Source organism: Paenibacillus arenilitoris (assembly GCF_014705655.1).
In the GTDB taxonomy this organism is placed as follows: Bacteria; Bacillota; Bacilli; order Paenibacillales; family Paenibacillaceae; genus Pristimantibacillus; species Pristimantibacillus arenilitoris.
The window spans coordinates 60,696-83,269 of the sequence record NZ_JACXIY010000025.1; the positions used below are offsets into that span (position 1 = coordinate 60,696).

20 protein-coding genes are annotated in these 22,574 nt (G+C 58.3%); 5 read left to right on the forward strand and 15 right to left on the reverse strand.

Going from position 1 to position 22,574, the window contains the following annotated elements:
- Positions 1 to 22 precede the first annotated feature (22 nt).
- Together IDH41_RS20425 and IDH41_RS20430 are read left to right on the forward strand one after the other, a co-directional pair.
- Positions 23 to 943 (forward strand): ABC transporter ATP-binding protein, encoded by a 921-nt coding sequence (locus IDH41_RS20425; RefSeq protein ID WP_190864313.1) that lies wholly within the window; start codon positions 23 to 25, stop codon positions 941 to 943.
- Positions 936 to 1,892 (forward strand): ABC transporter permease, encoded by a 957-nt coding sequence (locus IDH41_RS20430; protein WP_190864314.1) that lies wholly within the window; start codon positions 936 to 938, stop codon positions 1,890 to 1,892. Before IDH41_RS20425 ends, IDH41_RS20430 begins: the two co-directional genes overlap by 8 nt.
- An 87-nt stretch (positions 1,893 to 1,979) precedes the next feature.
- Here the strand turns inward: IDH41_RS20430 and IDH41_RS20435 are convergent, their stop codons facing one another.
- From IDH41_RS20435 to IDH41_RS20455, 5 genes are read right to left on the reverse strand one after another with little or no spacing between them, the layout of a single operon-like run.
- Positions 1,980 to 3,029: a glycoside hydrolase family 18 protein gene (locus IDH41_RS20435; protein WP_190864316.1), complete on the reverse strand. Its 1,050-nt coding sequence runs from the start codon at positions 3,027 to 3,029 to the stop codon at positions 1,980 to 1,982.
- A gap of 3 nt (positions 3,030 to 3,032) precedes the next feature.
- Complete coding sequence (locus IDH41_RS20440) at positions 3,033 to 5,639, reverse strand: transglutaminase domain-containing protein (protein WP_190864318.1); 2,607 nt, start codon at positions 5,637 to 5,639, stop codon at positions 3,033 to 3,035.
- A gap of 6 nt (positions 5,640 to 5,645) precedes the next feature.
- Entirely contained in the window at positions 5,646 to 6,671 is a 1,026-nt protein-coding gene (locus IDH41_RS20445) for a carbohydrate-binding family 9-like protein (RefSeq protein ID WP_190864320.1), read from the reverse strand.
- Positions 6,672 to 6,717: 46 nt separating this feature from the next.
- A complete protein-coding gene (locus IDH41_RS20450) occupies positions 6,718 to 7,596 on the reverse strand; it encodes a sugar phosphate isomerase/epimerase family protein (protein WP_190864322.1) in 879 nt (292 codons plus the stop codon).
- Positions 7,597 to 7,631: 35 nt separating this feature from the next.
- Positions 7,632 to 8,918, reverse strand: coding sequence for an alpha-L-fucosidase (locus IDH41_RS20455; RefSeq protein WP_190864324.1), 1,287 nt, complete (start codon positions 8,916 to 8,918; stop codon positions 7,632 to 7,634).
- A 106-nt stretch (positions 8,919 to 9,024) separates the two neighbouring features.
- Between IDH41_RS20455 and IDH41_RS20460 the strand changes: the two genes are divergently transcribed.
- Positions 9,025 to 11,301 (forward strand): helix-turn-helix domain-containing protein, encoded by a 2,277-nt coding sequence (locus tag IDH41_RS20460; protein ID WP_190864325.1) that lies wholly within the window; start codon positions 9,025 to 9,027, stop codon positions 11,299 to 11,301.
- A 71-nt stretch (positions 11,302 to 11,372) separates the two neighbouring features.
- Here IDH41_RS20460 and IDH41_RS20465 read toward each other — a convergent pair whose 3' ends face one another.
- The 10 genes from IDH41_RS20465 to IDH41_RS20510 all read right to left on the reverse strand — a co-directional run bounded on the left by IDH41_RS20465 (position 11,373) and on the right by IDH41_RS20510 (position 20,265).
- Complete coding sequence (locus IDH41_RS20465; RefSeq protein WP_190864327.1) at positions 11,373 to 13,007, reverse strand: extracellular solute-binding protein; 1,635 nt, start codon at positions 13,005 to 13,007, stop codon at positions 11,373 to 11,375.
- A 40-nt stretch (positions 13,008 to 13,047) separates the two neighbouring features.
- Positions 13,048 to 13,956, reverse strand: a complete 909-nt coding sequence (locus IDH41_RS20470; RefSeq protein ID WP_190864329.1) for a carbohydrate ABC transporter permease — start codon at positions 13,954 to 13,956, stop codon at positions 13,048 to 13,050.
- 15 nt (positions 13,957 to 13,971) lie between these two features.
- The gene (locus IDH41_RS20475; protein WP_190864331.1) at positions 13,972 to 14,934 is read right to left on the reverse strand and encodes an ABC transporter permease; all 963 of its coding nucleotides are present in this window, start codon (positions 14,932 to 14,934) and stop codon (positions 13,972 to 13,974) included.
- A gap of 349 nt (positions 14,935 to 15,283) precedes the next feature.
- Positions 15,284 to 16,114, reverse strand: coding sequence for an ABC transporter permease (locus IDH41_RS20480; RefSeq protein WP_190864333.1), 831 nt, complete (start codon positions 16,112 to 16,114; stop codon positions 15,284 to 15,286).
- Positions 16,111 to 17,082 (reverse strand): ATP-binding cassette domain-containing protein, encoded by a 972-nt coding sequence (locus IDH41_RS20485; protein WP_190864335.1) that lies wholly within the window; start codon positions 17,080 to 17,082, stop codon positions 16,111 to 16,113. Before IDH41_RS20485 ends, IDH41_RS20480 begins: the two co-directional genes overlap by 4 nt.
- A 236-nt stretch (positions 17,083 to 17,318) precedes the next feature.
- Positions 17,319 to 18,110 carry a pirin family protein gene (locus tag IDH41_RS20490; RefSeq protein WP_190864337.1) on the reverse strand — a complete coding sequence of 264 codons (792 nt, stop codon included), beginning with the start codon at positions 18,108 to 18,110 and terminating at the stop codon, positions 17,319 to 17,321.
- 166 nt (positions 18,111 to 18,276) lie between these two features.
- Positions 18,277 to 18,567: a hypothetical protein gene (locus tag IDH41_RS20495; RefSeq protein ID WP_190864338.1), complete on the reverse strand. Its 291-nt coding sequence runs from the start codon at positions 18,565 to 18,567 to the stop codon at positions 18,277 to 18,279.
- A gap of 12 nt (positions 18,568 to 18,579) precedes the next feature.
- Positions 18,580 to 19,338: a GNAT family N-acetyltransferase gene (locus tag IDH41_RS20500; RefSeq protein ID WP_190864340.1), complete on the reverse strand. Its 759-nt coding sequence runs from the start codon at positions 19,336 to 19,338 to the stop codon at positions 18,580 to 18,582.
- Positions 19,335 to 19,913 (reverse strand): hypothetical protein, encoded by a 579-nt coding sequence (locus IDH41_RS20505; RefSeq protein ID WP_190864342.1) that lies wholly within the window; start codon positions 19,911 to 19,913, stop codon positions 19,335 to 19,337. Before IDH41_RS20505 ends, IDH41_RS20500 begins: the two co-directional genes overlap by 4 nt.
- Entirely contained in the window at positions 19,903 to 20,265 is a 363-nt protein-coding gene (locus tag IDH41_RS20510) for a winged helix-turn-helix transcriptional regulator (RefSeq protein WP_190864344.1), read from the reverse strand. Before IDH41_RS20510 ends, IDH41_RS20505 begins: the two co-directional genes overlap by 11 nt.
- A gap of 217 nt (positions 20,266 to 20,482) precedes the next feature.
- On the opposite strand from IDH41_RS20510, the gene IDH41_RS20515 reads away from it, so the two are divergent.
- Positions 20,483 to 21,079: an NAD(P)H oxidoreductase gene (locus tag IDH41_RS20515; protein WP_190864346.1), complete on the forward strand. Its 597-nt coding sequence runs from the start codon at positions 20,483 to 20,485 to the stop codon at positions 21,077 to 21,079.
- On the forward strand, positions 21,072 to 22,514 hold the full coding sequence (locus tag IDH41_RS20520) for an MFS transporter (RefSeq protein ID WP_190864347.1): 1,443 nt from the start codon (positions 21,072 to 21,074) through the stop codon (positions 22,512 to 22,514). Before IDH41_RS20515 ends, IDH41_RS20520 begins: the two co-directional genes overlap by 8 nt.
- The last annotated feature ends 60 nt before the right edge of the window (positions 22,515 to 22,574 follow it).

The following is a 22,574-nucleotide window of genomic DNA, read 5'->3' on the forward strand; positions in this document are numbered from 1 at the left end:
CAATTCTGGGAGGTTTTATCGCATGACAGAAGCCGTCTTACAGCTTCGCAACGTGACCAAATCGATCGGCGGACGCAAGATCGTCGACGATCTTAGCTTCGATATACCCGCAGGCGAAGTATTCGGATTTCTCGGACCGAACGGCGCGGGGAAGACGACGACGATCCGGATGATCGTAGGTTTAATCTCGATGTCGAAGGGCGAAGCCCTTATAAAGGGCATATCCGTCCGCGAGCACTTCGAGCTCGCCATGACGCATGTGGGGGCGATCGTCGAAAATCCGGAATTGTACAAATTTCTGACCGGCTATCAAAATCTCGTTCATTTCGCCCGCCGGCATAAAGGCGTTACGAAGGAGAGGATCAACGAGGTCGTTAAGCTTCTCGGACTTCAGAACCGCATTCACGAGAAGGTTAAGCGTTACTCCCTCGGCATGAGGCAGCGGCTTGGCGTTGCCCAAGCGATTCTGCATCGTCCGTCGCTGCTCATCCTCGACGAGCCGACGAACGGGCTCGACCCTGCGGGCATTCGGGAATTGCGCGATTATTTGCGCAAGCTGACGAGAGAAGAAGGCATCTCCGTCATCGTCTCTTCCCACCTGCTGTCCGAAATGGAGCTGATGTGCGACCGGGTCGCGATTATACAAGCCGGCAAGCTCGTCGATATCCGCTCGCTGCAGGAAGCTCGCAATTCGATTCAGTCGAAGATCGTGATCGAAGCCGGTGATATACTTGCCGCCCGGGAGCTGCTATCCGCCATCTTCGATGCAAGCCGCATTACGTTGAACGGCCATCTGCTTGAAATTGCGGCCGACAAAGCGGCCATCCCCGACATTACAAGACTTCTCGTCAGCTCGGAGATCGACGTGCTCGGCATACAAGCGGCGCAGAAGTCGCTTGAAGAACAGTTCCTCGAAATGACCGGAGGTGAGATGATTGTCTAGTCTGTCCAATCTCATTCGAAACGAAAATGTGAAAATTTACCGGCGTCCGCGTACATGGCTTATGATCGCCTTCCTCGTTTTATCGGTCGCGTTAATGAGCGGCATCATGAAGTGGGACGCAAGCCAAAGCGTTACGAGCGACTGGCAAAACGGCTTGATCGAACAAAACCGCGGCTTGCAGCAGGAACTTGAGCAAAACAAGGAGCTTTCCGAAGAAGATAAAACGCGCATCGCGAGCGAGATCAAGCTCAACGAATACTATTTGGAACAAGATTTAAACCCTGACGAATTGACGTTATGGAATTACGTGAGCACTTCGTCGTCCTTAACGATGCTGGCGACGCTTCTGACCGTCATTATCGCCGCCGATATGATCGCGGCCGAATTCACGTGGGGCACGATCAAGCTGCTGCTTATCGGTCCGGCTTCGCGCACGAAGATCATGATAAGCAAATACGTCGCTACCCTCGGGTTCGCGCTGCTGCTGCTCCTGTTGACCTTTGCTTCCGCTTACGCGGCCGGCGGCATACTCGAAGGCTTCGACGGAACAAGCCAGCCGATGATATCGATTACCGACGGCGGCGTGATCGAAGAAAGCTCCTATTGGTTGCATGCGTTGGAGAAATACGGCTTCTCCGTCGTATCGATGCTCATGTACGTGACGATGGCTTTCATGATTTCGTCCGCGTTCCGCAGCGCTTCGATGGCCATTGCCTTCTCGCTTCTGTTCATGCTGGTCGGCAGTTCGCTGTCGGCGCTTCTCAGCGGCTATAGCTGGGTCAAATATTTGCTGTTCTCCAACATCGATCTGACGCAATATATGGAGGGAGCGACGCCGCTAAGACCGGAAATGACGCTGTCGTTCTCGATCATGATTCTTGTCGCCTATTACATCGTATTCCAATTCGTAGCCTGGCTTCTGTTCACGAAACGAGACGTTGCCGCTTAAGGGCAACAACAAAAGCGCAAAAACCTCGGGCGCCGCTCGCAAGAAGCGGTACCCGAGGTTCTTTCTTTTATTCAGATGAAAAATGCCCTACTGCTGCCCGGATGACCCGAGTCCCTGATGGATCGCCTCAAGCAGCCGCCCCGTACGGTCGCAGCTGTACTCCCAGAACATCATGCCGCCAAGCCCGCCGCTCTTCACATACTCGCATTTATGCCGCAGCGATTGCTCGTCGTCGTAGGAGATGAAGGCAGCCCCGTCGAACAAATACGGAGCCTTCGCTTCGTCGTCCCAATAGCGGGCATATCCGTTCTTATCGATATATTCCGCCGCGAGAGCCGTAAAATCCGGGCCGTAGCCGCCCGTGCCGCCGGCCATCTGATGCAGTCCGTTGCCGCGATCCGGAACCTGGCGCCACATCCGGGAATAGAACGCCGCGCCGATCACGATCTTCTCCTTCGGCACGCCGGCGCGGACAAATAGGCTGACGGACGCGTCGACGCTGATGCGGAACAAATCGCCCGTCGGCGTATGCAAATTCGTATGATGCCCCGTCAGGATTTGAAAGCCGCCGCGCATGTCGTACGTCATGAGCTGCACGAAATCGAGATGCTTCTGCGCCTGATCCATCTCCGTGCCGTCCACGTAATACTGATCGGCGCCCGCGGCGATCGTCAGCAAATAACGGCGTCCGTCCCTCTCGCCCTTGCGGTCCAAGGCTTCGCGCATCGTTTGCAGCAGCAGCGTGAAATTGCGCTTGTCGTCCGGGCTTGCGGCGATGCCCGCCTCCCCGTAGCAAGGATATTCCCAGTCCAGGTCGATGCCGTCGAACGGATAATCGGCCAATACGCGAAGCGCCGATTCCGCCATCCGGCTTCTTCCTTCCGGAGTGGACGCCGCTTCGGAGAAGCCGCCCGCGCTCCATCCGCCGACGGACAAGAGAAGCGTCAGGTCGGGATTGATGCGCTTCATCTCTGTCAAATGCGCCGTGTTCTTCAAGTGGTCCGTCGTAATCTCGGCTTCCCGAACGTGGCCGAAGGCCACGTTCAGATGGGTCAATTTCAGCAAATCGTCCCGCGAAATTTCGGGAAGCACGTGATCGGATGCATAACCCGCCACGATAAACTTGTTGTTCGTCATCTTCTAATCCCTCCGATCCGCCGGCCGCCGTACACCGGATAAGGCAAGCATCGCTTCCTTCCCGGTTCCGATCCTGTAGCCTGACGCGGTATAACGAATTTGAGCCATGCCGTCAAGCACGGCCAGATGCGGAAAGCCAGCTTCCGCGGCCGGCGGCTGCGATAGCAATGCCGGCAGACTCGCGTCTACGTTCGTACGGACGAACACGGCGTTCGGCGGAAGCGCCGGATAGCCGGCCGGATCGATCCCGCCGTCCTCCGCCACGAGCACGATCGGCGCGCCAAGCTCGGCGAACGCTACGGCAAGCTCGCCGATTTCGCGAAGCAGATGCTTGGTCGGCTCGCGTTCCGGCTCGAGCCATGCCACGATCGCGCCGTCCTCCCCGATCAGCTCGCCGAGCGTTCGGTCGGTTCCGTCCGACATGACGTAAGCGTCGTCCCGCTCCACCCGGCCAAGCACGGGAAGCGCAAGCTCGGCTTCGCGGAAGGCGAGCGGAACAACGGACGTCTCTCCGTCGCGGATTTCGAAATAGGCAAACCGCGCCCGAACCGTCCCGTCCTTCAAGCGTATGCCCGTCGTCAGCCGGTACGGTCCTTCCTCGAGCTCGAGAGGCTCATCATAGACGTCCGATTTCCCGTGCGGGTAGACGAGCGTTTTGTAGACGCCCCCCTCCAGCCTCGCCAGCGTGAAGTTTTCGGCATACGATGGGGCGACTTCGCTCGAACGGAGCAGGCGAAGCGCGCCGCGAGCCCGCTCCTCCGCCGGTTCCGCCGTGCCATGCGCGAACAGCGCGTCGTGCCAGCCGCCGTCCGACCAATACTGCGGCTTCTGCTCGCTCGGATGCAGCCTTGCGGGAATGCCCAGGCTACGGCAGATCGCCACGAACAGGATCGCAACCGACAGCCGGTCCCCCTTCTTCAGCTTGAAGGTGCCCGCGGGCGTCCCTTTGCCTTTCAAATTCGGCAGGTCCTCCCATAGCCCGAACTCCTCGTCCAGCCGCCTCGCCAATGCGGCAGGGTCGGTCCGGAACGCGTCCGCTTCCGCTTCGGTGTACGCCGCCTGGAACAATTGCCGGTAAGGCGTAATCATCTCGTATAAGACGCGAGGACGGAGCACGTAGGGGACGAACAGATCATCCGGCAGTTCGCCTCGCCGCGAGAGGGAGCCGGTCAAATGATCGTCGAGCGCGGGGCGGAACGTATCGATCAAATCTTTCTCGTTCAAGCTCTCGAGCAGACGCAGCGGCCACTCGCCGTATTGCCCGGTCCGCTCCTGCAGGAAGGCGGCGAGCTCGCAGCCGTTCCCGCGCGCCTTGCGGAGCACGTCCCGCACCCGGTCCTCCGGAAGCCGGACGAGCCGGGCAAGCTCGGCCGCCTGCTCCTCGTTCATGTACGTTCGCTCGCCGGCCGTACGGATCCGCGTGCCCTCCTCGATCCGGCGGTTATGCGCCAGCAGCTCTTCCTCCCCGGGCTCCTCGGCCGCTTCCCCGCTCCTCTCCGGGGGAGGAAACATGTCGAAGTCCACCGTCCCTTCCGGCTGCCGCGAGCGGTCCAGCACGATGTCGACGATCCCGCCGTCCGCGGCCGACACTTTCCGCTCTCCCCACTTACCATCCTTCGCGGCCCGGATCATCAGGTCGCCGAAGCCGGTCTTAAAGGAAGCCTCCCCGAGCTCGTTTGCCGGCAGCTCCGCGATCGGGAACAGCTCGGCATAGTTGTAAAGCTCGAAATATACGGCGGCGCCGCCTGCCGGCAGCCCGTCTTCGCCCGTTACCCGAACGGCAACGGTTCGTGACGGCGCATAGCCGTCGATGAGGTTAATTTCCGTAAACCATTCATCGGCAAGCGTAACCGGCTCCGGTCCCGGATAATTGGCGAATACCCGCGTATTGACCAGCATCGCCCGCCTGGCAGGCGGCGTGAACCAGCCCCGGTCAAGCCTCGGCTCCGGTTCGCAGGCTCCGATGTAATGCCATGCGCCGTCGGCCCATGCCTCGACCCAGGCATGGTTATCGTCGCAATGCGCCCAGCGCGGCGTATACACCTGACGGGCCGGTATGCCGATGCTGCGAAGCGCCGCGACCGCCAGCGTCGACTCCTCGCCGCAGCGGCCCCGAGCGCAGCGGATCATCGTCAGCGGCGAGGCGGTTCGCAGGTCGCTGCCGATATAGGTCGCTTTCTCGTGGCACCAGTAGTTCGTCTCCAGAATCGCCTCCGCCATCGACAAATCCGCGGTTCGCGCCGCCAATTCGTTATGCAGCAGGCCGCGCGAATCCTCGATGTTCTCCGTATTGACCCGGTACGGAAGGACGAAGTGCAGGAAGAGGTGATCGGGCACCCGCGCTCCCCAAGGCGCTTTCCTCCGGATGTCGAGCGTCTGCCGCACATGGCTCAGAAACAGCGTCCCGTCGTAATCGGCCAAGTCGTTAGCCGGCATGTACGCGTACAAATATTTGAGCGCCCACGTCTCCTCGTCGGTCAGCTCCTCCTCGAAAATGCCGAACAGCTCTCGTTCCCTCGCCTCGGCAAGCTTCCGCTTCTCGCGGAATTTGCGCTCGATCAGCGCAAGCTTGCCGGGTTCCAATGAAAATACGGACGTTTGCTTCGCCATTTCCGCTCACTCCTTCCACAGCAGGCCGTCTTCCCGGATACAGAAGACGGACTTGCCGTCCGCGGACGGCGCCGATAGTTGAAACAGGCTGCGCGTCGTTTCGATCGCGGGGACGATGGTCCACGTCTCGCCTTCTTGCATAAGACTCGCCGCGTCCTTCGCGAACTCGCCGCGATCGGCGAAATAATTGCGCTGGCGGTAATAGAGCCTGCGCAGCTCCCACTTCACCCGCTCGTCCTCCGGCAGCGCAAACGAATGCGGCCCGTCCCCGTCCGCGAACAAGACGTAGCCCCACAGCTCCGGGTAATGCATATTGATAAGTCCCATCGGCGACCATACCCAGTTATCCTCGGGGAAAGGCTTGCCCGTATCCGGATTTACGATCTTGCGGTACTCGCCGTCCCGCTCCTCGGCCCGCCACTCGACGCGGGAGAAGTTGACGCGCCAGAACTCCCCCGCCGCCGGCGGGCGCCCGTCCGCGGCGCATTCGCGGAGAATGCTCCACGGCATGGCGACCTCGACGCTCCACCTGCGGTTATCCGCGCCCGGACGGTTCAGCTCGCCGTCGATATGGACCGCCGTCTTAAGCCCGCTGATGTCCCAGCCGTTCACCGGCGGTCCGCCGTCCCGATACGGCTTCACGAGCAGCAGGTCCCAGACGGTGTTAAGCGCGTTGATTTCGAACTCGTAGTAACGATGCGTGTCTCCGTCGGGATCGATGAATATTTCAAAATCGTTGTCGTAAAAAATAACCGAGTCGCGCTCCGTCAGCGTCGCCCATATTTGGTCTTCCATAAGTTCCGCGGCGAAGTAGAAATATTCGTCGTCCCACAGCATTTTGGCCCGCGTCCGCTTGGCGGGCTTCGGCCGAAGATCGCCTTCGATGTCGACGAAATCGTCCGTCCAGCCGGCCGCCTGCCAGAACGGCTTGTCGATCCGGCCGTCCAGCTCGGGCTTCCCTTCCGCCCGGCGGCAAATATAATGTTTTGGAGCATATTCGATGTTCGGCTCCGGAACTCCGCTTCGATTCATACGTTCCCCTCCGACCGCATAGTGATGTGCTGCATGCCCTGCTCCGCTAGACTTCGCATTCGTCCCAGAAACGCCGCAAATTGTCCATCGCGATGCGCGAGGCCGATTTGCACTCTTCCATGCCTTCGAACTCGACGGTAATATAGCCGTCGTAGCCCGACTGCTTGATCAGCTTTACGATTTTGCGAATGTCGATGTCGCCTTGCCCGACGATGGCGCCGCGCATGTAGTTGCCGTTCGAGGACAGGAACCATTCCCCGCCGCCCGGGTGCTGATCGTACGGACGGAAATAGAAGTCCTTGAAATGAATAAGCGACGCATAGGGCAGGTTCTTCATGACGCCGACGACCGGATTCTCGTCCACGCACATGAAATTGCCGACGTCGAGCGTCGTTTTGAAGTTCGGGCGGTCCACCTCGTGAAGGACGCGCTGCACCCGGTCGCTCGCCTGCACGCTGAAGCCGTGATTCTCGATCGTCGTTGTGATGCCGAATTGCGCCGCGTAATCGGCGATGAGCCGGCTCCCCTTCACCATCAAAGGCAGGTTGTCCTCGAACCACTTGATCGTCATGCACTCCCTCGGCAAAGTGAAGGCGGTCACATCATGGCGCATATGCTTCATCCCGAGCCGGCGCACGAGATCGACGTGCAGCTTGACCCGCTCCACCTCCGCGGCGAACGCCTCGTCCGACTCCTGGACGAAGTTCGCCGGCATCGAATAATTGGAGAGCGCGATGCCCGCGCTCTTCGCCTTCTCCCGGACGGCGTCCGCCAGCTCCGGGTTATCGACGAGCGTATAGCCGTAAGGGACGAGCTCCATATGCTCCCCTCCGTTGTCCGCAACCCACGAGATGGCGTCAAGAATGGTCATTTCTCCCGATTTCAACGCTTTCAGCAAGCTGTAAGAGCTTAATCCGATTTTCATCGCCGTTCTCCTCTCCGCTATGAATTTCCCCATACTCAGTTATGCGTCACGACCGCGCCGGACCCGCCGTACATCTCCAGCTCGCCCTCGAGCTCCAGCTTCAGGACGGTAATCTGCTCGTGCGCGTCCTCCGGCGTCATATAGATCCATGTCGTACCCGGAATATTGAACCAAGTCACGCCGCCGTGGATGTCGTGCGCCAGCTCCTTACCGGAATGAAGGACGGTGATCCGCTTGATCCGATTCGTCAGCCCCTTCAGGCACACGTTCTCCCTCGGCGCGTCGTAGACGAACAGGTACAGCGTCCCGCGGTCCTTCGAAACGGTGCTTCCGCCCAAATAATACCGCGTCATAATGCCCTCGTCCGTCCCGAACACCGCCTCTTCATGCGTTCGGATCCACTGCCCGAGACCGAGCAAAATCCGCTCCTGCCGCTCGTCGACCGTTCCGTCCTCCCTCGGCCCGATATCGAGCAGCATGTTGCCGCCCATGGAGATGCAGTCGCAGAACATTCTGATGATCTGATTCAGCGATTTATAGTTATGATCCGTCGGGACGTATCCCCACGAGGCGTTGATCGTCGTGCAAAATTCCCACGGTCCCTCCGGCCGCGTGATCGGAATGCCCTGCTCCGGCGTCTTGTAATCGCCGTGCCCTTGCAGCCGCGAATTGATGATGATATCGGGATTGAACGACTGCAAATACCGCTTGAACGCGGGCAAATTCCACTGCTCGGCGCTCCGCTCCCAATCGCCGTCGAACCAGAGCAGGTCCACGTTGCCGTAATTCGTCAGCAGCTCGGCCAGCTGGCCGTCGTTGAATTGCAAAAACCTTCTCCATCCCGCTTCGTCCTGAACGCCGTCCGCCGGACCGGAGAACCGGTTGACCTTGCCGAGGTCATCCGGCGCCTTGCCTCCCTCGAATACGCTCGGATAATCGGGATGCGACCAGTCGATGAGCGAGTAGTACAGGCCGAGCCGGATGCCTCTCTTCCTTACGGCATCGGCGTATTCCTTCACCAGGTCCCGCTTCGCCGGCGTCCGCCGAACGACGTTCAGGTCGCTATGCCGCGTATCCCACAGGGCGACGCCGTCGTGATGCTTCGTCGTCAGCACCGCGTACTTCGCGCCCGACCGCTCGATCAGGTCGGCCCATCGGTCCGCATCGAAATTCGAAGCCGTAAAGCCGTCCAATTGCTTCATGTAATCCTCGTAGGACATTTTGCCGTTGTAGAACGACCACGATTCCGCGACGCCGTCGACGGCGTAAATCCCGTAATGGATGAATATGCCAAGCTTCGCGTCTTGAAACCATTTTTGCATGCTGATTGCCACCTTTCGCCTTCTCCCGCTCTATGTCCAAATCTATGATTTGTTGGTATGATAAGAATCAGCTGTTTCGACAGAAGACTCATAGGGGGCCGAATGAATGAAGCGAAGCGACTTCAAATCCAGGCTGTTCTTAAAATATATATGGTCCTACTTGTTCATCCTGCTCATCCCGCTCGTGCTGATGACGCTGTTCATCTACCGGAACGCCGTCACGAATCTCCGCTCCGAAATCGAACAATCCCGGCTGGGCCAGCTGACGCAGGCCAAAGTGATCGTCGACGGCCGGATGAAGGAGCTCGGCGAGATCACCTCCCGCGTATCCTACGACGAGCGGCTGACGCCATACCGGATTCACGACCCCTATTACAGCGGCGAAGCCATCGAGGCGCTCGACCAGTATAAGGCGACCAGCTCGATCATCGGCGAGATGTTTCTGTACCTGCACAAGGATCCGAACATTTATTCCGCCAAAGGCTTGTCGAGCCTCGACGTGTTCTCGAAAAGCTACAGCTTCAGCAACTGGAACAAAGAGACCGTCTACGACGATTTGAACGGCGTGAAGTTCCCGACGATGCGGCCGGCCGACAAAGTCGTCCGCAACGCCCATCTGGAGGACAACATGCTCGCCTATCTCGTGCCGATTACGCCGTTCAGCCCGAACCCGCACGGCACGGTGCTTTATCTGATCAAGGAGTCCGAGCTTACGAGCCTCATCGATTCGATACTCGGCAGCTACCAAGGCTTCTCCTACATTTTGGACAACAACGGTCAAATTCTGGTCGACAACCGGCAGGGCGAGGCGCTTACGGCGGCCGAGGCCAAGTCGTTGCACGGCCTGACGACCGGCATTCACGACAGGGTGCTGAACGGCAAGCCGCATTCGATCGTATCCGTCAAGTCGGAGAATATCGGCTGGACGTACGTGACGGTCATGCCGAGCTCGCAATTTTTCAGCAGCGTCGTTCATGTCCGAAGCTTTATCGTCATGCTGTTCACCATTATCGTCCTTGCCGGGGCCGCGCTTGCCCTGCTGCTGGCCAGAATGCAATACCGGCCGATCTCGACGCTGGCGGAATTCGTCCATGCGAAGGCGAAGCCGAAGCATCCGGCCGAGGAGGCGCCGCTCTTCGGCAACGAGCTGGACCGCATCCGCAGCGCCCTGCAGGAATACAGCTCGCGCGTCGATTTGCAGGAACCGTACGCCCGCAACCACGTGCTGACCATGCTGCTCAAATACGGGAACGTCCAGAGCCTTACGCCGGAGCTTGCGGACGCCTTCGACCTTCACTTCGACCGCGCGCGCCATTTCGTCATCGCGATCGGCTGGGACGACGCGGGCGAGACGCAGGAAGAGCTTCACGAACGGCAGGAGAGGATCGAGCTGCTCACCCAGATCCAGTTCCCGGAGCTGCACGCGCATGCGTACGGCGCCGAACTTCCGCAGCTCGACCAGCTCGCGCTTATTATCAGCTTCGATGAAGTCCGGTCGATGGATGAATTCGCCCAAGTCCGCCATATCGTCGAAGCGGTGCGCGGCAACCTGCTGGAAACGTTCGACGTTACGCCGACAATCGGCGTCGGAACATGCTACGGGAGCCCGAATCAGCTTAATCAATCCTTCATCGAAGCGTGCTCCGCTCTCGAGCCGCGAGCGTCGGCCGGACACGGCACGGTCACCTACTTCGAGAAGCTGTCCCACGAGCCGGACCATACGCTATGGATGCCGAGCAACTCGCTCATGAAGCTGTCCCAGAGCTTGAAGCAGGGAAGCTACGACGTGGCGGCGCAGATGATCAGCCCGACGATCCGCGGATTGCGGGCTTCCGAGCTGTCGTCGCTGCTTCGCCGCTGCGTCTGCTTCGACATCCTGAACGCGATGCTGAAGTCCGCGGCCGAGGCCGGCATCCCTAACCTGATCCAGGAAATCGATCCGAACATGATCTACAGCCATTCGCTGAGCGAGCTCGAAAGCGGCTTCCTGACGCTCGCCTCCCGCATTTGCGAGCAGGTCGAGCGCAACAGCCGGAACGAAGAGCAGTCCCAAATGGATCAGATCGTCTCGTACATCGACGAGCATTATACGGACCATACGCTCAGCCTGGAGTCGGTCGCCTTCGCGTTCGCCATCTCGCCGTCGCATGTCAGCCGTACCTTCAAGGAGAAGATGGGCCAGAACTTCGTGCAATACATTTGGCAAAAAAGATTGGACGAGGTCATGCGGCAGCTCAAGGCGACGGACGATCCGCTGAAGGACATCATCAGCCGGGTCGGCTACCTGGACGCGCCGAACTTCATTCGGAAATTCAAGAAGGAAACCGGACATACGCCCGGCCAATACCGCAAGCTGTTCGCGGAGAACGATACCTTCTCATAGACAGGCACCCGGTCAGCGCTTCTCGCATGACCGGGTTCTTTCCTTTTGCCTGCTTCTTGCCTTAGACGGGCTTATTCGCCCGTGTTCCAGCGGTCGTACGCGCCTTGGTACAGCTCCGCGATCCGGTCGCCGCCCATCTTCTTGATCTGCTCGACGTACTTGTCCCAGTTCGCGAGCGACTCTTGGCCGGTTACGAATTTCGCTTCCATCTGCGTCACGTACGTGTTCAGGTCCGACAGCAGCGCCGAAGCTTCGGTCTGCTCTTCGTTCGTCAAATACACGTTCGGGTAAGGCGGCTTCGCGATCGGCGTCAGCTTCTCCGCGTTTTCCTTATCGATCCATTCGTCGAACTCGCTGCGGAGTCCTACCGCGAGATCGCCGGAATTGATGCCCGGCGTCAGGATGCCGTAGTTCGGCGTAATCGTGCCGCGGTATTCCTCGCGGTCTCCGCCGCCCGGAACCGGCAGCCATTCCTTTTCCTTCGCCTCTTTGTTCTTGTACTTCCACAGCAGGTTCTCCGGGCCCTGGTTGAACAAGGTGGCTCCCTCGTAGCTGTAGAGGTAGTCGACCCAGCGCATCGTCGCCTCCGGATTCGGGTTGCTGCTCGTAATCGCGAACGTGCCGTTCGCCGAGATGCCGGGATGCTTGCCGTATACCGGCGAGTCCGCGACTTCGCTCTTGACCGGCGTCATCATCGGGTTGTCTCCGCTCGGCTCGCCGCCCAGCGTGAAGTACGGGAACCAGTCGTTGAACAAAGCGATCTGATTGTTCTGTCCCTTCGCTTTCTTCTGATCGCCGGTCTGCGAGAACGTCTCGTGGTCGAGCAGTTCTTCCTGCCAGAGGCGGTTCATGAAGGTCAGGTAGCCCTTATAGCCTTCTTCCTGAGGCGTATAGTGCACCTTGTCGTTCTTATCCGAATAGACGACCGGGTCGTAGATGCCCCAGAAACCGAGGAAGAACATGCGCAGATCGTCCAGCTTCACCGAAGTGAGCGGAATTTCGTCCTTCTGGCCGTTGCCGTTCGGATCCTCTTCCTTGACGCGCTTCAAGAACGCGTACAGCTCCTCCGTCGTCTTCGGCAGCTCGGTTACGCCAAGCGCCTTCAGGAACTTGCCGTTGTACCACATCGGGCTGCGGTACCAGACGGCCGCCAGATCGATGTAAGGCAGCGCGTACATATGGCCGTCCGGCGTCGTGAACGACTTGCGGATATCCGGGTTTTCGTCGAAAATTTTCTTCAGGTTCGGCGCATAGCCTTCGTCGATGTATTTTTCGAGAGGGATCAGCACGCCTTGCGAGCCGTAGGTGACCTGCTCCGCCGGCTTCAAATCGGCCGCGTAAAAAATGTCCGGCAAGTCGCCGCTCGCGAACACGAGATTTTTCTTCGTCGCGAAGCTGTCGATCGGCGCATTCTGGAATTCCAGCTTGATGCCCGTCAGTTTCTCCATCTCTTGCAGAACGGGCATTTTGGTCCAATCCGCGACGCCGACGTCCTGGGACATCATGGACAGCGTAAGCGGTTCGCTGACGACCGGGAAGCCCTCCTTGCTTACGCCTTCCGTCGCCGCGGATTCCGAGTTGCCTTCCGCGGCGTTGCCGCCGTTCGGACTGCCTCCCTCATTGTTCGGCGAACCGCATGCCGCCAGCATGGACGCGAGCATCGCGGAGCTGAGGACAAGCGTTGATGCCATACGTAGCTTTTTCATCCGATAACCCTCTCCCTAAACAATTTTTTTATGAGCAAAATCAGCCCTTGACGGAACCGATCATGACACCTTGGACGAAGTAACGCTGCAGAAACGGATAGATGGCGATGACGGGCGCCGTCGCCACGATAATGACGGCGTACTTGACGAGCGCGGCGATTTCCGCCTTGTTGTTGAGCGCCGACGCCGTTGCCGCGTCCATCGCCCCGCTGCCTTGGGCCGACATCTCCTGCAGCACGAGAATTTGGCGCAGCACCAGCTGCAAAGGATATTTGGCCGCATCGTTCAAATAGATGAGCGCCGAGAAGTAGCTGTTCCAGTTGCCGACCCCGTAGAAGAGCGCCATTACCGCGATAATCGGCATCGATAGCGGCAGGATGATCCGCAGGAACAGACGCAGGTTGGAGCAGCCGTCGATTTGCGCCGCCTCCTGCAGCTCCTTCGGAATCGACGTTTGGAAGAACGTCCGCGATACGATGATGTTCCAGATCGACGCGGCCGAAGGAATGACGATCGCCCACATCGTATTGACCATGCCGAGCTCCTTGACGAGCAAGTAGGTCGGCACGAGGCCGCCGCCGAAGAACATCGTCACCATGAACATGCCCATGAAGAAGTGGCGTCCCGCGAAATCTCTGCGGCTCAGCGCGTAGGCCGCCGGCAGCGTGACGAACAGATTGATCGCCGTCCCGACCACCGTATACAGCAGCGTATTTCCGTAGCCGGTCCATATGCTGGACGTTTGGAACACGCGCTGGTAGCCTTCGAACGTGATGCCCTTCGGCAGCAGCCACATTTCCCCGGAGCCGACCAGCTTCGGGTCGCTGATGGACGCGCTGATCATATACACGACGGGGTAGGCCACGATAATAAAGGCCAGCAATACGTAAACGTAATTGAACGCAAGGAATAGCTTATCCCTGCCGGATTCTTTCACGGCGGATGTCATCGGTACCTCTCCCCTCTACCATAAGCTGTTTTCGTTCGTACGGCGGACGATCTGGTTCACGACGACGAGCACGATCGCGTTGATGACCGAGTTGAACAAGCCGATCGCCGTCGAGAAGCTGTACTGCGCGTCCACGAGACCCGAACGGTAGACGAAGGTCGAGATGACGTCCGACGCTTCCATGTTGAGCGAATTTTGCAGCAGCAGTATTTTCTCAAATCCTACCCCGAGCAGGCTGCCCATATTCAGGATGAGCAAAATGGTCATGGTCGGAACGATCGTCGGAATGTTAATGTGGCGAATCCGCTGAAAACGGGACGCCCCGTCGATGATCGCCGCTTCGTGCAGCCCGGGATCGACGCCCGACAGAGCAGCCAAATAAATGATCGTGCCCCAGCCCGCGCTTTGCCAGACGCCCGAGAAGACGTACATCGTCTTGAACCACCGCGGATCGGTCAGAAAATCCGGCGCATCGAAGCCGAGCCATTCGATCAGATGCGTGACCAGCCCCGTCGAAGGCGACAGGAACGTGATGATCATCCCGGCCATGACGACGACCGATATGAAATGCGGCGCGTAAGTGACGGTCTGTGCCGTCCGCTTGAAAGCCCCGTCCTTCAGCTCGTTGAAGGCGAGCGCGAGTATGATCGGAATCGGGAATCCGACGGCCAGTTCATACAGGCTAATGGTAAGTGTGTTCCATAACAAGTCCCAAAAGTAATAGGAGTCGAAAAATCGGATGAAATGATCGAATCCCGTCCACGGGCTTCCGAGAATCCCTTTCGTCGGTATAAAGTTTTTGAACGCGATTTGGATGCCGTACATCGGACCGTACGAGAAGATGAGAAAGTAGAAAAAAGCCGGCGCAATAAAAAGATACAATTGCCAATTTTGAACGACCCGCTTCAAGCCCTTGCTTCGAACCTTCCCGCGCTCCGGAAGCACGGTGCCCGTTACGGCGCCTCCAGCCTCCTGCATGGAACCGCTCCTTCCTGGTGTGTTGTAGTGCTGCCGCTTACCTATCCAACGATAGCCGACAAATTAAAATATCGTAAATATGTAATTTTCGCCGTTTGCATGAAAGCGCATCCCTATATAGGAAAGCGCTTAGAAGGCCGACTAGTCTGACAATTTCGGCCGGCGCGAAAAATGTGTCATTTTTGTTGGCGGATAAGCCCGGATCAGCCCAATCGCAAAAATAACCAATCGCTATAATGGTAACCATATAGCCATGACAATCGGAAAAAAGCCCATGCCGATCAGGCATGGACCTTTGTCGATGTCGTTACCGCCGCAATTTGCGGCGATAGGCAATGGCGATTTCAAGCTATTGCTTCGCTTTCTTCAGGTAAAGCCGGAAGGTAAGCGGCGCGAACGCCAGCGTGAGCAGGATCATGCCGCCCAGCGCCGCAATGAGATCCTGCGCCGTCGCGGTGCCGTGCATCAGCCCGCGCGCGGCCGTGGAAGCCAGACTGATCGGATTGTAGGCGACGATGCGGCCGAGCCAATCCGGCATGGTGGACGTATCCGTGAAGACGTTGCTCGTGAACATAAGCGGGTACAGAACGATGTACGTCATGCTCGTGATCGATTCCGTCTTCTTGACGACGACCCCGATGCAGGCGAAGATCCAGCTGACGCTGAAGGCGTACAGAATGACGAGCAGCAGCGCGAGCAGCGCTCCGGTTAGGCCGGCCTCCGGCCGGAAGCCGAGCAGCAGTCCGATGCCGATCGTCGTCGCGAGCGCGGCCGCGTAAGACAGCAGATTCACGAGCATCGTGCCGATAATGGCGGCCGGCTGCCAGAACGGGAGCGTGCGGAACCGGTTGAACACGCCCTTGTCGATATCGGTTTTGATCGCAATGCCGATGTAGACCGTCATCGTCGTCACCGTATAGACCAGCATGCCGGGCAGCAGGAACTGCAAGTAATGGCCGGTCGAGCCGGAGATCGCGCCGCCGAACATATAGGTGAAGATGAGCAGGAAGATCACCGGGAAAATAAGGACGTCGATCGCCATATAAGGAAGCTGGCTTACGGTGTGCCTCATCGACCGCCATGTGAACGTCGCGACGGCATGCAGCGCGTTCGGCCTTGCCGGTCGCGCGCTTACGGACAGAATGCGCAGCAGCTTCGAACCGTTCGTGCTCTCGCTCATGAGACCGCCTCCTCCGCCGCTTCCTCCGCCGGTCTGCCCGTGAGCGCAAGAAACACCTCGTCCAGGCTCGGCTGTCCGAGCGAGAACTGCGTCGTCGCGATTCCCGCGCGGGACAACTCGGTCAATACGCGCGCCGCCGGCTCCGGGTCGGACGCTTGCGCGGACAGCGTCGCGGGGTCCGCATGCAGCCGCACCTCGGCATTCAGTTCGCGCCTGAGCACCTGCTCCGCCAGGCTTCGCAGTTCCGGCCGGGCAAGCCGGATTTGAACGGTGCCGGATCCGACCAACGCTTTCAATTCGGCGGCCGTCCCTTCCGCAATGACGGTTCCGCCGTCGATGACGGCGAGGCGGTCGGCGAGCTGATCCGCTTCCTCCAAGTATTGCGTCGTCAGCAGGACGGTCGTCCCGCCCGCCACCAGCGTGCGGACGATGTCCCATACGCCGCTGCGGCTCCGCGGATCGAGGCCGGTCGTCGGTTCGTCCAGGAACAGAAGCTCCGGCCTGACGAGCATGGCTGCCGCGATATCCAGCCTTCGCCGCATCCCGCCGGAGTATTGGGCGGCCGGCCGGTTCGCCGCTTCCGTCAGCTCGAACGCATCCAGCAGTTCATCGGCCCTTGCATAAGCCGCTTTCCTCCCGTACCCCGTTAACCGTCCGAACAGCTCCAGATTATCGTGGCCGCTCAATCCTTCGTCCACGGCGGCAAACTGTCCGGTCAAGCCGACGATGCCCCGAACCGCGTCGGCATCGCGGACGACGTCCAGGCCGAACACTTCCGCCTTGCCCGCATCCGGACGAAGCAGCGTCGACAAGATGCTGACCAGCGTCGTCTTGCCCGCTCCGTTAGGTCCGAGAATGGCATAGACGGTTCCTCGCTCCACGCGAAGGTCGATCCCTTTCAGCACCTTTACGCTTCCGAAAGATTTTGTTAAGCCCTGCACTTCAATGGCATACCGTTTATTAGTCATTGCTCCTCCTTTATCGCTATGGCGGCCGGCGCCCGTCTTGCGGTTCCCCCTCCTTTCCGAGCGCCTTTCGCCATTTGATACTTCAAGCTTACTACATTAATGCAAATGGAAAGGTTCGATTATTTTCAATCGTCATTTCAGCCGTTTGCCGATCCAAAGCTTCCTGTGATTGTTTAAGGTTTCTTGCAAACGCAAAAAAGCTGCCGAAGCTTTCTTCGGCAGCTTATCGTTCACGATCATCTTTTGTGATAAAGCGGATAATCGACCTTCGAAGGTACTTTAATGAGGATCAGCCGCAGGATGTCGTCCCCGGTATTGCGAATGTCGACCGTCGTCTCCTCGTTTGCGGCGGCCACGATAAAATCTTTATGGCGAAAAGTTTCGGTCGCTCCCTTCGCTTCCTTCGTTTCTTCGCTTAGCTGCCCCCAAGTCCCTTGCCCGCGGATCGCCAGCGCGGTCAACGTGTAGCCCGCCTCCACCGTATGCCGGTAACGGCTGCCGGCTTCCACCTCGACGTCCCACATCCGGGCGTCGGCAACCAGCTGCACGGGAGCTCCGCTCCCGATGACCGTCTTCACGCGGTTTCCGTCTTCGTCGCTTGCCAGCGGAAAGTCCTCGTTCTCATATTGGCGGTAAGTCGGCATTTGCTTCACGGCTTGCGACAAATGCGGCTCGAACCAGATTTGAAACAGCTCGGAATCGGCGCTAATTTTCTCTTGGTGGCTGACTCCCGAACCGGTCTGCATCACCTGCGCCCCGCCTGCGCCTACCATACTGTCGGTGCCGAGCGTATCGCCGTGATGGGCGCTTCCCTCCACCACGTAGGTTATAATTTCAAAGCCTTGATGGGGATGCAGGCCGATCATCGCCTCCTCGGTCGAGGTCGCCCATGCCCAGTAAAACAAAGGGCCTACCCGTTTGATGACCGAGCCTTCGCCCGGAAAGCCGATCGGCTTCTGCTCCTTGATCCGTCCGCCGTCAAATGCGCCGGTTCCCTGCATCGCAGGCGTGTATACGAGTGGTTGCATAGTTATCCGCCTCCTGATCGTTATTTATCTTTACTTTAATAATCTTTAATTTAAGATAAATATACAACGGAATTCGGTATTTGTCAATCGCACAGGAAGGCGGCGCCTTGACGGCCGATGACCCGATAAGTCTTCAGCTGCCGCGGCGCTAGCAATGGCTGAACCGCTATTCTTCTTCATCCTTGACGAGGCCGAACTCCGTTTTTCGAGGCAGCTTCGCGGAACGCAGCGCTTGATAAGCTTCGAGCATCTGCGGCACATGCTTTCTGGTCAGCACGAGGCCGCGGATCATGTCTCTAAGCGGGATCAGCAGCTCCATCTTCATGGAGGCGAGATCCTCGGGCGTCAAGCCGATCGCGACGTTAAATTGTTTTTGGAACGCTTTAATAATTTGAGCTTGATCCTCCGAAGTTATGCCTTTCAGCAGCGCTTTGATCTGATGCTCCTCGAACCTCATGCCAGGCCTCCTTTAACGGGCGTACATTTGAATCCATGCCGGCCAGTAGCCTAAGCTTGCGGCCAATTGGCGCGACCGCAGATTGCCGACTTCGGTTGTGTAATAAGGGACGATTCCTTCGTTCAGAACAGCCTTCGTCAACGTCCCCACGATCGCTTTGCCGATGCCCATGCCTTGATATTCCGGCAATACGTCGACGCCGATTTGCCACATGCGCCCGCAATCCTCGGACGCTCCGGCAATGCCGATTATGGTCCCGCCGCGCTCTGCAACCGTCGCGATTCGGTCGGAGCGGGCGCTATCCGAGCGAAACGAAAGCGCGTGCTTGAATGCAGCATGCCGATAAAGGCCGACGATATCGTTGTCTTTGTAAGTAACCAGATTGATGCCATCCGGGATAGGAAAGTCCTTAAGATCCGCCGACGAACAAACGTATTTCTGATCCGGTCCGGCAAGCAATTGCTTATCGCGCTGCACGAACGCCGAGATTTCGCCGACGGTTCGCGCCGCAAAAATCTGCCCGTCTGCCTCGTTGCCGAGCGCTTGCCTCGCCCATTCCAGCCTTTCGCGGTTACAAGAGACGACGACTCCCCGTCCCATCGTCACGATCGTTAACGATTGCTCGCGAATCGGGAAACGGAATCTTCCTCCCCTTATTTCGGCTTGCCTGATCGAGACGCCGTCCACGTCGAAATCGGCTTCGTCGCATGCGAGATCCGCCGCCAGCACGGCCTTGACCGTTTGAATGACGGTTTTCCGGTCGAGCATCATTGCTCCGGTGCCCCCGCCTCATCGTTCGGTGCTCCGTTAAGTACGGAGAGCTGCTCGCTTTCCTCCAACCAGCGCTTCACCCTGTCTTCCATCTCTTTTCGCAATTCCTCGCCGCTCCCTCCCCCTTTTAGCGCCTGCTCCAAGAACGGCTCGGGAAACATATTTTTTAAAGAATCCGTATATTGATTGCCGTCCATCGGTTCCGTATACCCGGTGACCACGTATCCCGTTTCTTCCTTCTTCAAGCGAATGACGGCCGGCAGCGAATGCCCCGCTTGATTTTCCAGCCCCGTCGCTCTATTGAAACCGCCGAAATAGGAATGCATATAGACGCTGATGATGCCGTCGGACTCGCTCGCGCCGTATACTTTATGAACCTCGAACAGCTTCTCCGCTTGCTCGTACACGGAGCCGTATTTCCGAACGATATAATCCGAAATCGCCTCATGCATCTCTTCGGTCACTTGCCGCCCGCCGCCGGCCGGCTGTTCGACCGGTGCCTGTTCCCTGCCGTTCGAGCAAGCGCCAAGCACGCATGCAACAGTAATCAGGAATACAATGAGTTTAAGCTTCACCCGAATTCCTCCCGTTACTCTCGCGAAACTCCCCCTGCATATATTTTTCTCCCCATTCGCACATCTGATCGAGGATCGATTGCAGCGACCTTCCGATTTCGGTCATTTCATAAACGACTTTGGGCGGTACTTGACTGTAAATTGTCCTGAAAATAATGTTGTCCTCTTCCAACTCCCTCAGCTGTTGGGTCAACATTTTTTGCGTAATGTCCGGCATCGCCTTCTTAAGCTCGTTCGTTCGTTTCGGTCCGTAAGACAAATGGCACAGGATCAGCGTTTTCCACTTCCCTCCAATGACATCGATCGTCGCCTCCGCCGGGATCGTATACCTTCGTTTCGGCTGCGGTTCCATAGTTGACCCCTCCTTTATGGCTAGCATAGTCATGTTAATCCAGGCACTTTTTAGTACCTATATAACCTTATGGTATTAATGGCACAATAAAGTGCGTTCTTCCCTTTTCCCATTATATGCTACATAATCGCCTTACACCAGCATAGGTGTTGCAGGATCCGCGGACCATTCTATTGACACTTTGCTGAATCTTGACAAGAAAGCAGGGATTTCTTATATGAACGTTTTGACCGTCGTCTCTCATCCGAGAACGAACTCCTTTACCTTTGCCATTGCCGACCGTTTCATGCAGGGGCTTCGCGACGCGGGACACGAGACCGAGCTGTTGGATTTGCACCGCAGCGGATTCGATCCGGTACTTTGGGAAGCAGATGAGCCGGATTTTTCGGGAAAGCGAAAAATCTATTCCCCCGAAGTCGAAGCGGAAATGGAACGGATGAGGAAGCACGATGCGTTAGCCTACATTTTCCCGATCTGGTGGTACAGCATGCCGGCCATGCTGAAAGGGTATATCGACCGCGTTTGGAATAACGGATTTGCTTACGGCTCCTCCAAGCTTCATCATCGGCAGGTGCTTTGGCTGGGACTCGCGGGCGCCTCGCGGGATCACTTCCGGAAAAGAAACTATGACGGGATGATCGAGCGGCAGCTCAATGTGGGCATGGCGGGCTACGCCGGCATTCCGAACTCCAGGGTCGAAGTGATGTACGACACCTTCGAAACGACCCCGGGACATCATGAACGGCTGTTGTCGCAAGCCTATCGGCTTGGTCTGCATTATGCCGAAATAAAAGGAGACGCGGCTCATGAATAATAAAGAATCCTTCACTCCTCAAGCAAAGAGCGGCAAAGTATCCTGGGGATTGCTGCTCGTATTATGCGGAGCGATTTTCCTTGAAGGCATCGACGTATCGATGATTAACGTGACGCTGCCTTCAATCCGTACCGAGCTCGGGATGTCCACCGGCGCGCTTAGCTGGGTTGTGAGCGCCTACGTCCTCGGTTACGGCGGCTTCATGCTGCTGGGAGGGCGGGCCGCGGATCTGCTTGGCAGACGACGCATGTTTCTCGCCTGGCTCTTCGTGTTCCTCGTCTTCTCCGGACTGGGCGGATTCGCCACCGAGGGGTGGATGCTCATTATCGCGCGTTTCGTTACGGGGGTGGCCGCCGCGTTCATGACGCCGGCCGGCCTTTCCATCATTACGACCAGCTTTCCGGAAGGACCGCAGCGCAACAAGGCGCTTTTGGTCTACGCGGGAACGGCCGCTGCAGGCTTCTCGCTTGGCCTCGTCGTCGGAGGCTTGCTGACGTCCGTTGATTGGCGATGGGTTTTCTTTGCTCCGGTTATTCTGGCCGCCGTCATTCTCGTCTCCGCCTACGCGCTCATCCCGCGAACGGCACGTCCGGAGCGATCAATGCACGGCTTCGATTTCGGCGGAGCGATCAGCGTGACGGGCGCGATGCTGCTTCTCGTTTCGGCCGTGGTCAATGCTCCCGACGCGGCATGGGAAGTTACCGTCGGCACGCTTGCCTTAGGTCTCGCGTTCTTGGCGGCATTCGTCGCCATCGAAAGGCGCTCTGCAGCGCCGCTAATGAGACTCGGCCTTCTCCGTTCCGGCGCGCTCGTGCGCGCCAATCTCGGAGCGGTATTGTTAGCCGGCTCCTTCTTCGGCTTCCAGTTCATCGCCGTCCTGTACCTGCAGGAGCTGCGCGGCTGGTCCGCGTTCGAGACCGGCCTGGCGCTCTTGGCGGTCGGCGTCGACGCCATCCTCGCGCCGACGCTAACTCCCCGGCTGGTTAGCCGGTTCGGCAACGTGCGCGTCATACTCGGCGGCTTGGCTCTCGCCGCGGTAGCCTATGCGTTGTTCCTTCCGGTAAGTCTCGATTGGAGCTACGCGGCTATGTTTCCGACCATGATCCTTACCGGCATCGCTTTTGCGCTGACCTACGGGCCGCTCACCATTGCCGCCACGGATGGCATCGCGGAGGAAGAACAAGGACTTGCGAGCGGTCTGGTGAGTACGTCGATTCAGTTCGGCGCGGCGCTCGGCCTCTCGGCGGTGACGGCCGTCAGCATCATCGCCACCGGAAGCGACGAATCGCCGCAGGCGGCATTGGAAGGATATCGTACCGCCCTGCTCGTGCCGGTTGCGGCAGCCGTTCTAGGCGCCGCCATTACCGCGATAGGACTTCGCAAGCGCGACGGATCTAGAGCGGCAAATAAAGCAACGGGTGTTCATAGCGGATAGGAGAACGACAGAAATCGAAATAGACCGCGTTCCTCGACATGAGGGCGGTCTATTTCTTTT

Coding starts and splice junctions, on each gene's coding strand:
- IDH41_RS20425 (WP_190864313.1), top strand. CDS start 23: ATGACAGAAGCCGTCTTACAGCTTCGCAACGTGACCAAATCGATCGGC.
- IDH41_RS20435 (WP_190864316.1), bottom strand. CDS start 3,029: ATGACGAACAACAAGTTTATCGTGGCGGGTTATGCATCCGATCACGTG.
- IDH41_RS20440 (WP_190864318.1), bottom strand. CDS start 5,639: ATGGCGAAGCAAACGTCCGTATTTTCATTGGAACCCGGCAAGCTTGCG.
- IDH41_RS20445 (WP_190864320.1), bottom strand. CDS start 6,671: ATGAATCGAAGCGGAGTTCCGGAGCCGAACATCGAATATGCTCCAAAA.
- IDH41_RS20450 (WP_190864322.1), bottom strand. CDS start 7,596: ATGAAAATCGGATTAAGCTCTTACAGCTTGCTGAAAGCGTTGAAATCG.
- IDH41_RS20455 (WP_190864324.1), bottom strand. CDS start 8,918: ATGCAAAAATGGTTTCAAGACGCGAAGCTTGGCATATTCATCCATTAC.
- IDH41_RS20460 (WP_190864325.1), top strand. CDS start 9,025: ATGAAGCGAAGCGACTTCAAATCCAGGCTGTTCTTAAAATATATATGG.
- IDH41_RS20465 (WP_190864327.1), bottom strand. CDS start 13,007: ATGAAAAAGCTACGTATGGCATCAACGCTTGTCCTCAGCTCCGCGATG.
- IDH41_RS20470 (WP_190864329.1), bottom strand. CDS start 13,956: ATGACATCCGCCGTGAAAGAATCCGGCAGGGATAAGCTATTCCTTGCG.
- IDH41_RS20475 (WP_190864331.1), bottom strand. CDS start 14,934: ATGCAGGAGGCTGGAGGCGCCGTAACGGGCACCGTGCTTCCGGAGCGC.
- IDH41_RS20480 (WP_190864333.1), bottom strand. CDS start 16,114: ATGAGCGAGAGCACGAACGGTTCGAAGCTGCTGCGCATTCTGTCCGTA.
- IDH41_RS20485 (WP_190864335.1), bottom strand. CDS start 17,082: ATGACTAATAAACGGTATGCCATTGAAGTGCAGGGCTTAACAAAATCT.
- IDH41_RS20490 (WP_190864337.1), bottom strand. CDS start 18,110: ATGCAACCACTCGTATACACGCCTGCGATGCAGGGAACCGGCGCATTT.
- IDH41_RS20495 (WP_190864338.1), bottom strand. CDS start 18,567: ATGAGGTTCGAGGAGCATCAGATCAAAGCGCTGCTGAAAGGCATAACT.
- IDH41_RS20500 (WP_190864340.1), bottom strand. CDS start 19,338: ATGATGCTCGACCGGAAAACCGTCATTCAAACGGTCAAGGCCGTGCTG.
- IDH41_RS20510 (WP_190864344.1), bottom strand. CDS start 20,265: ATGGAACCGCAGCCGAAACGAAGGTATACGATCCCGGCGGAGGCGACG.
- IDH41_RS20515 (WP_190864346.1), top strand. CDS start 20,483: ATGAACGTTTTGACCGTCGTCTCTCATCCGAGAACGAACTCCTTTACC.
- IDH41_RS20520 (WP_190864347.1), top strand. CDS start 21,072: ATGAATAATAAAGAATCCTTCACTCCTCAAGCAAAGAGCGGCAAAGTA.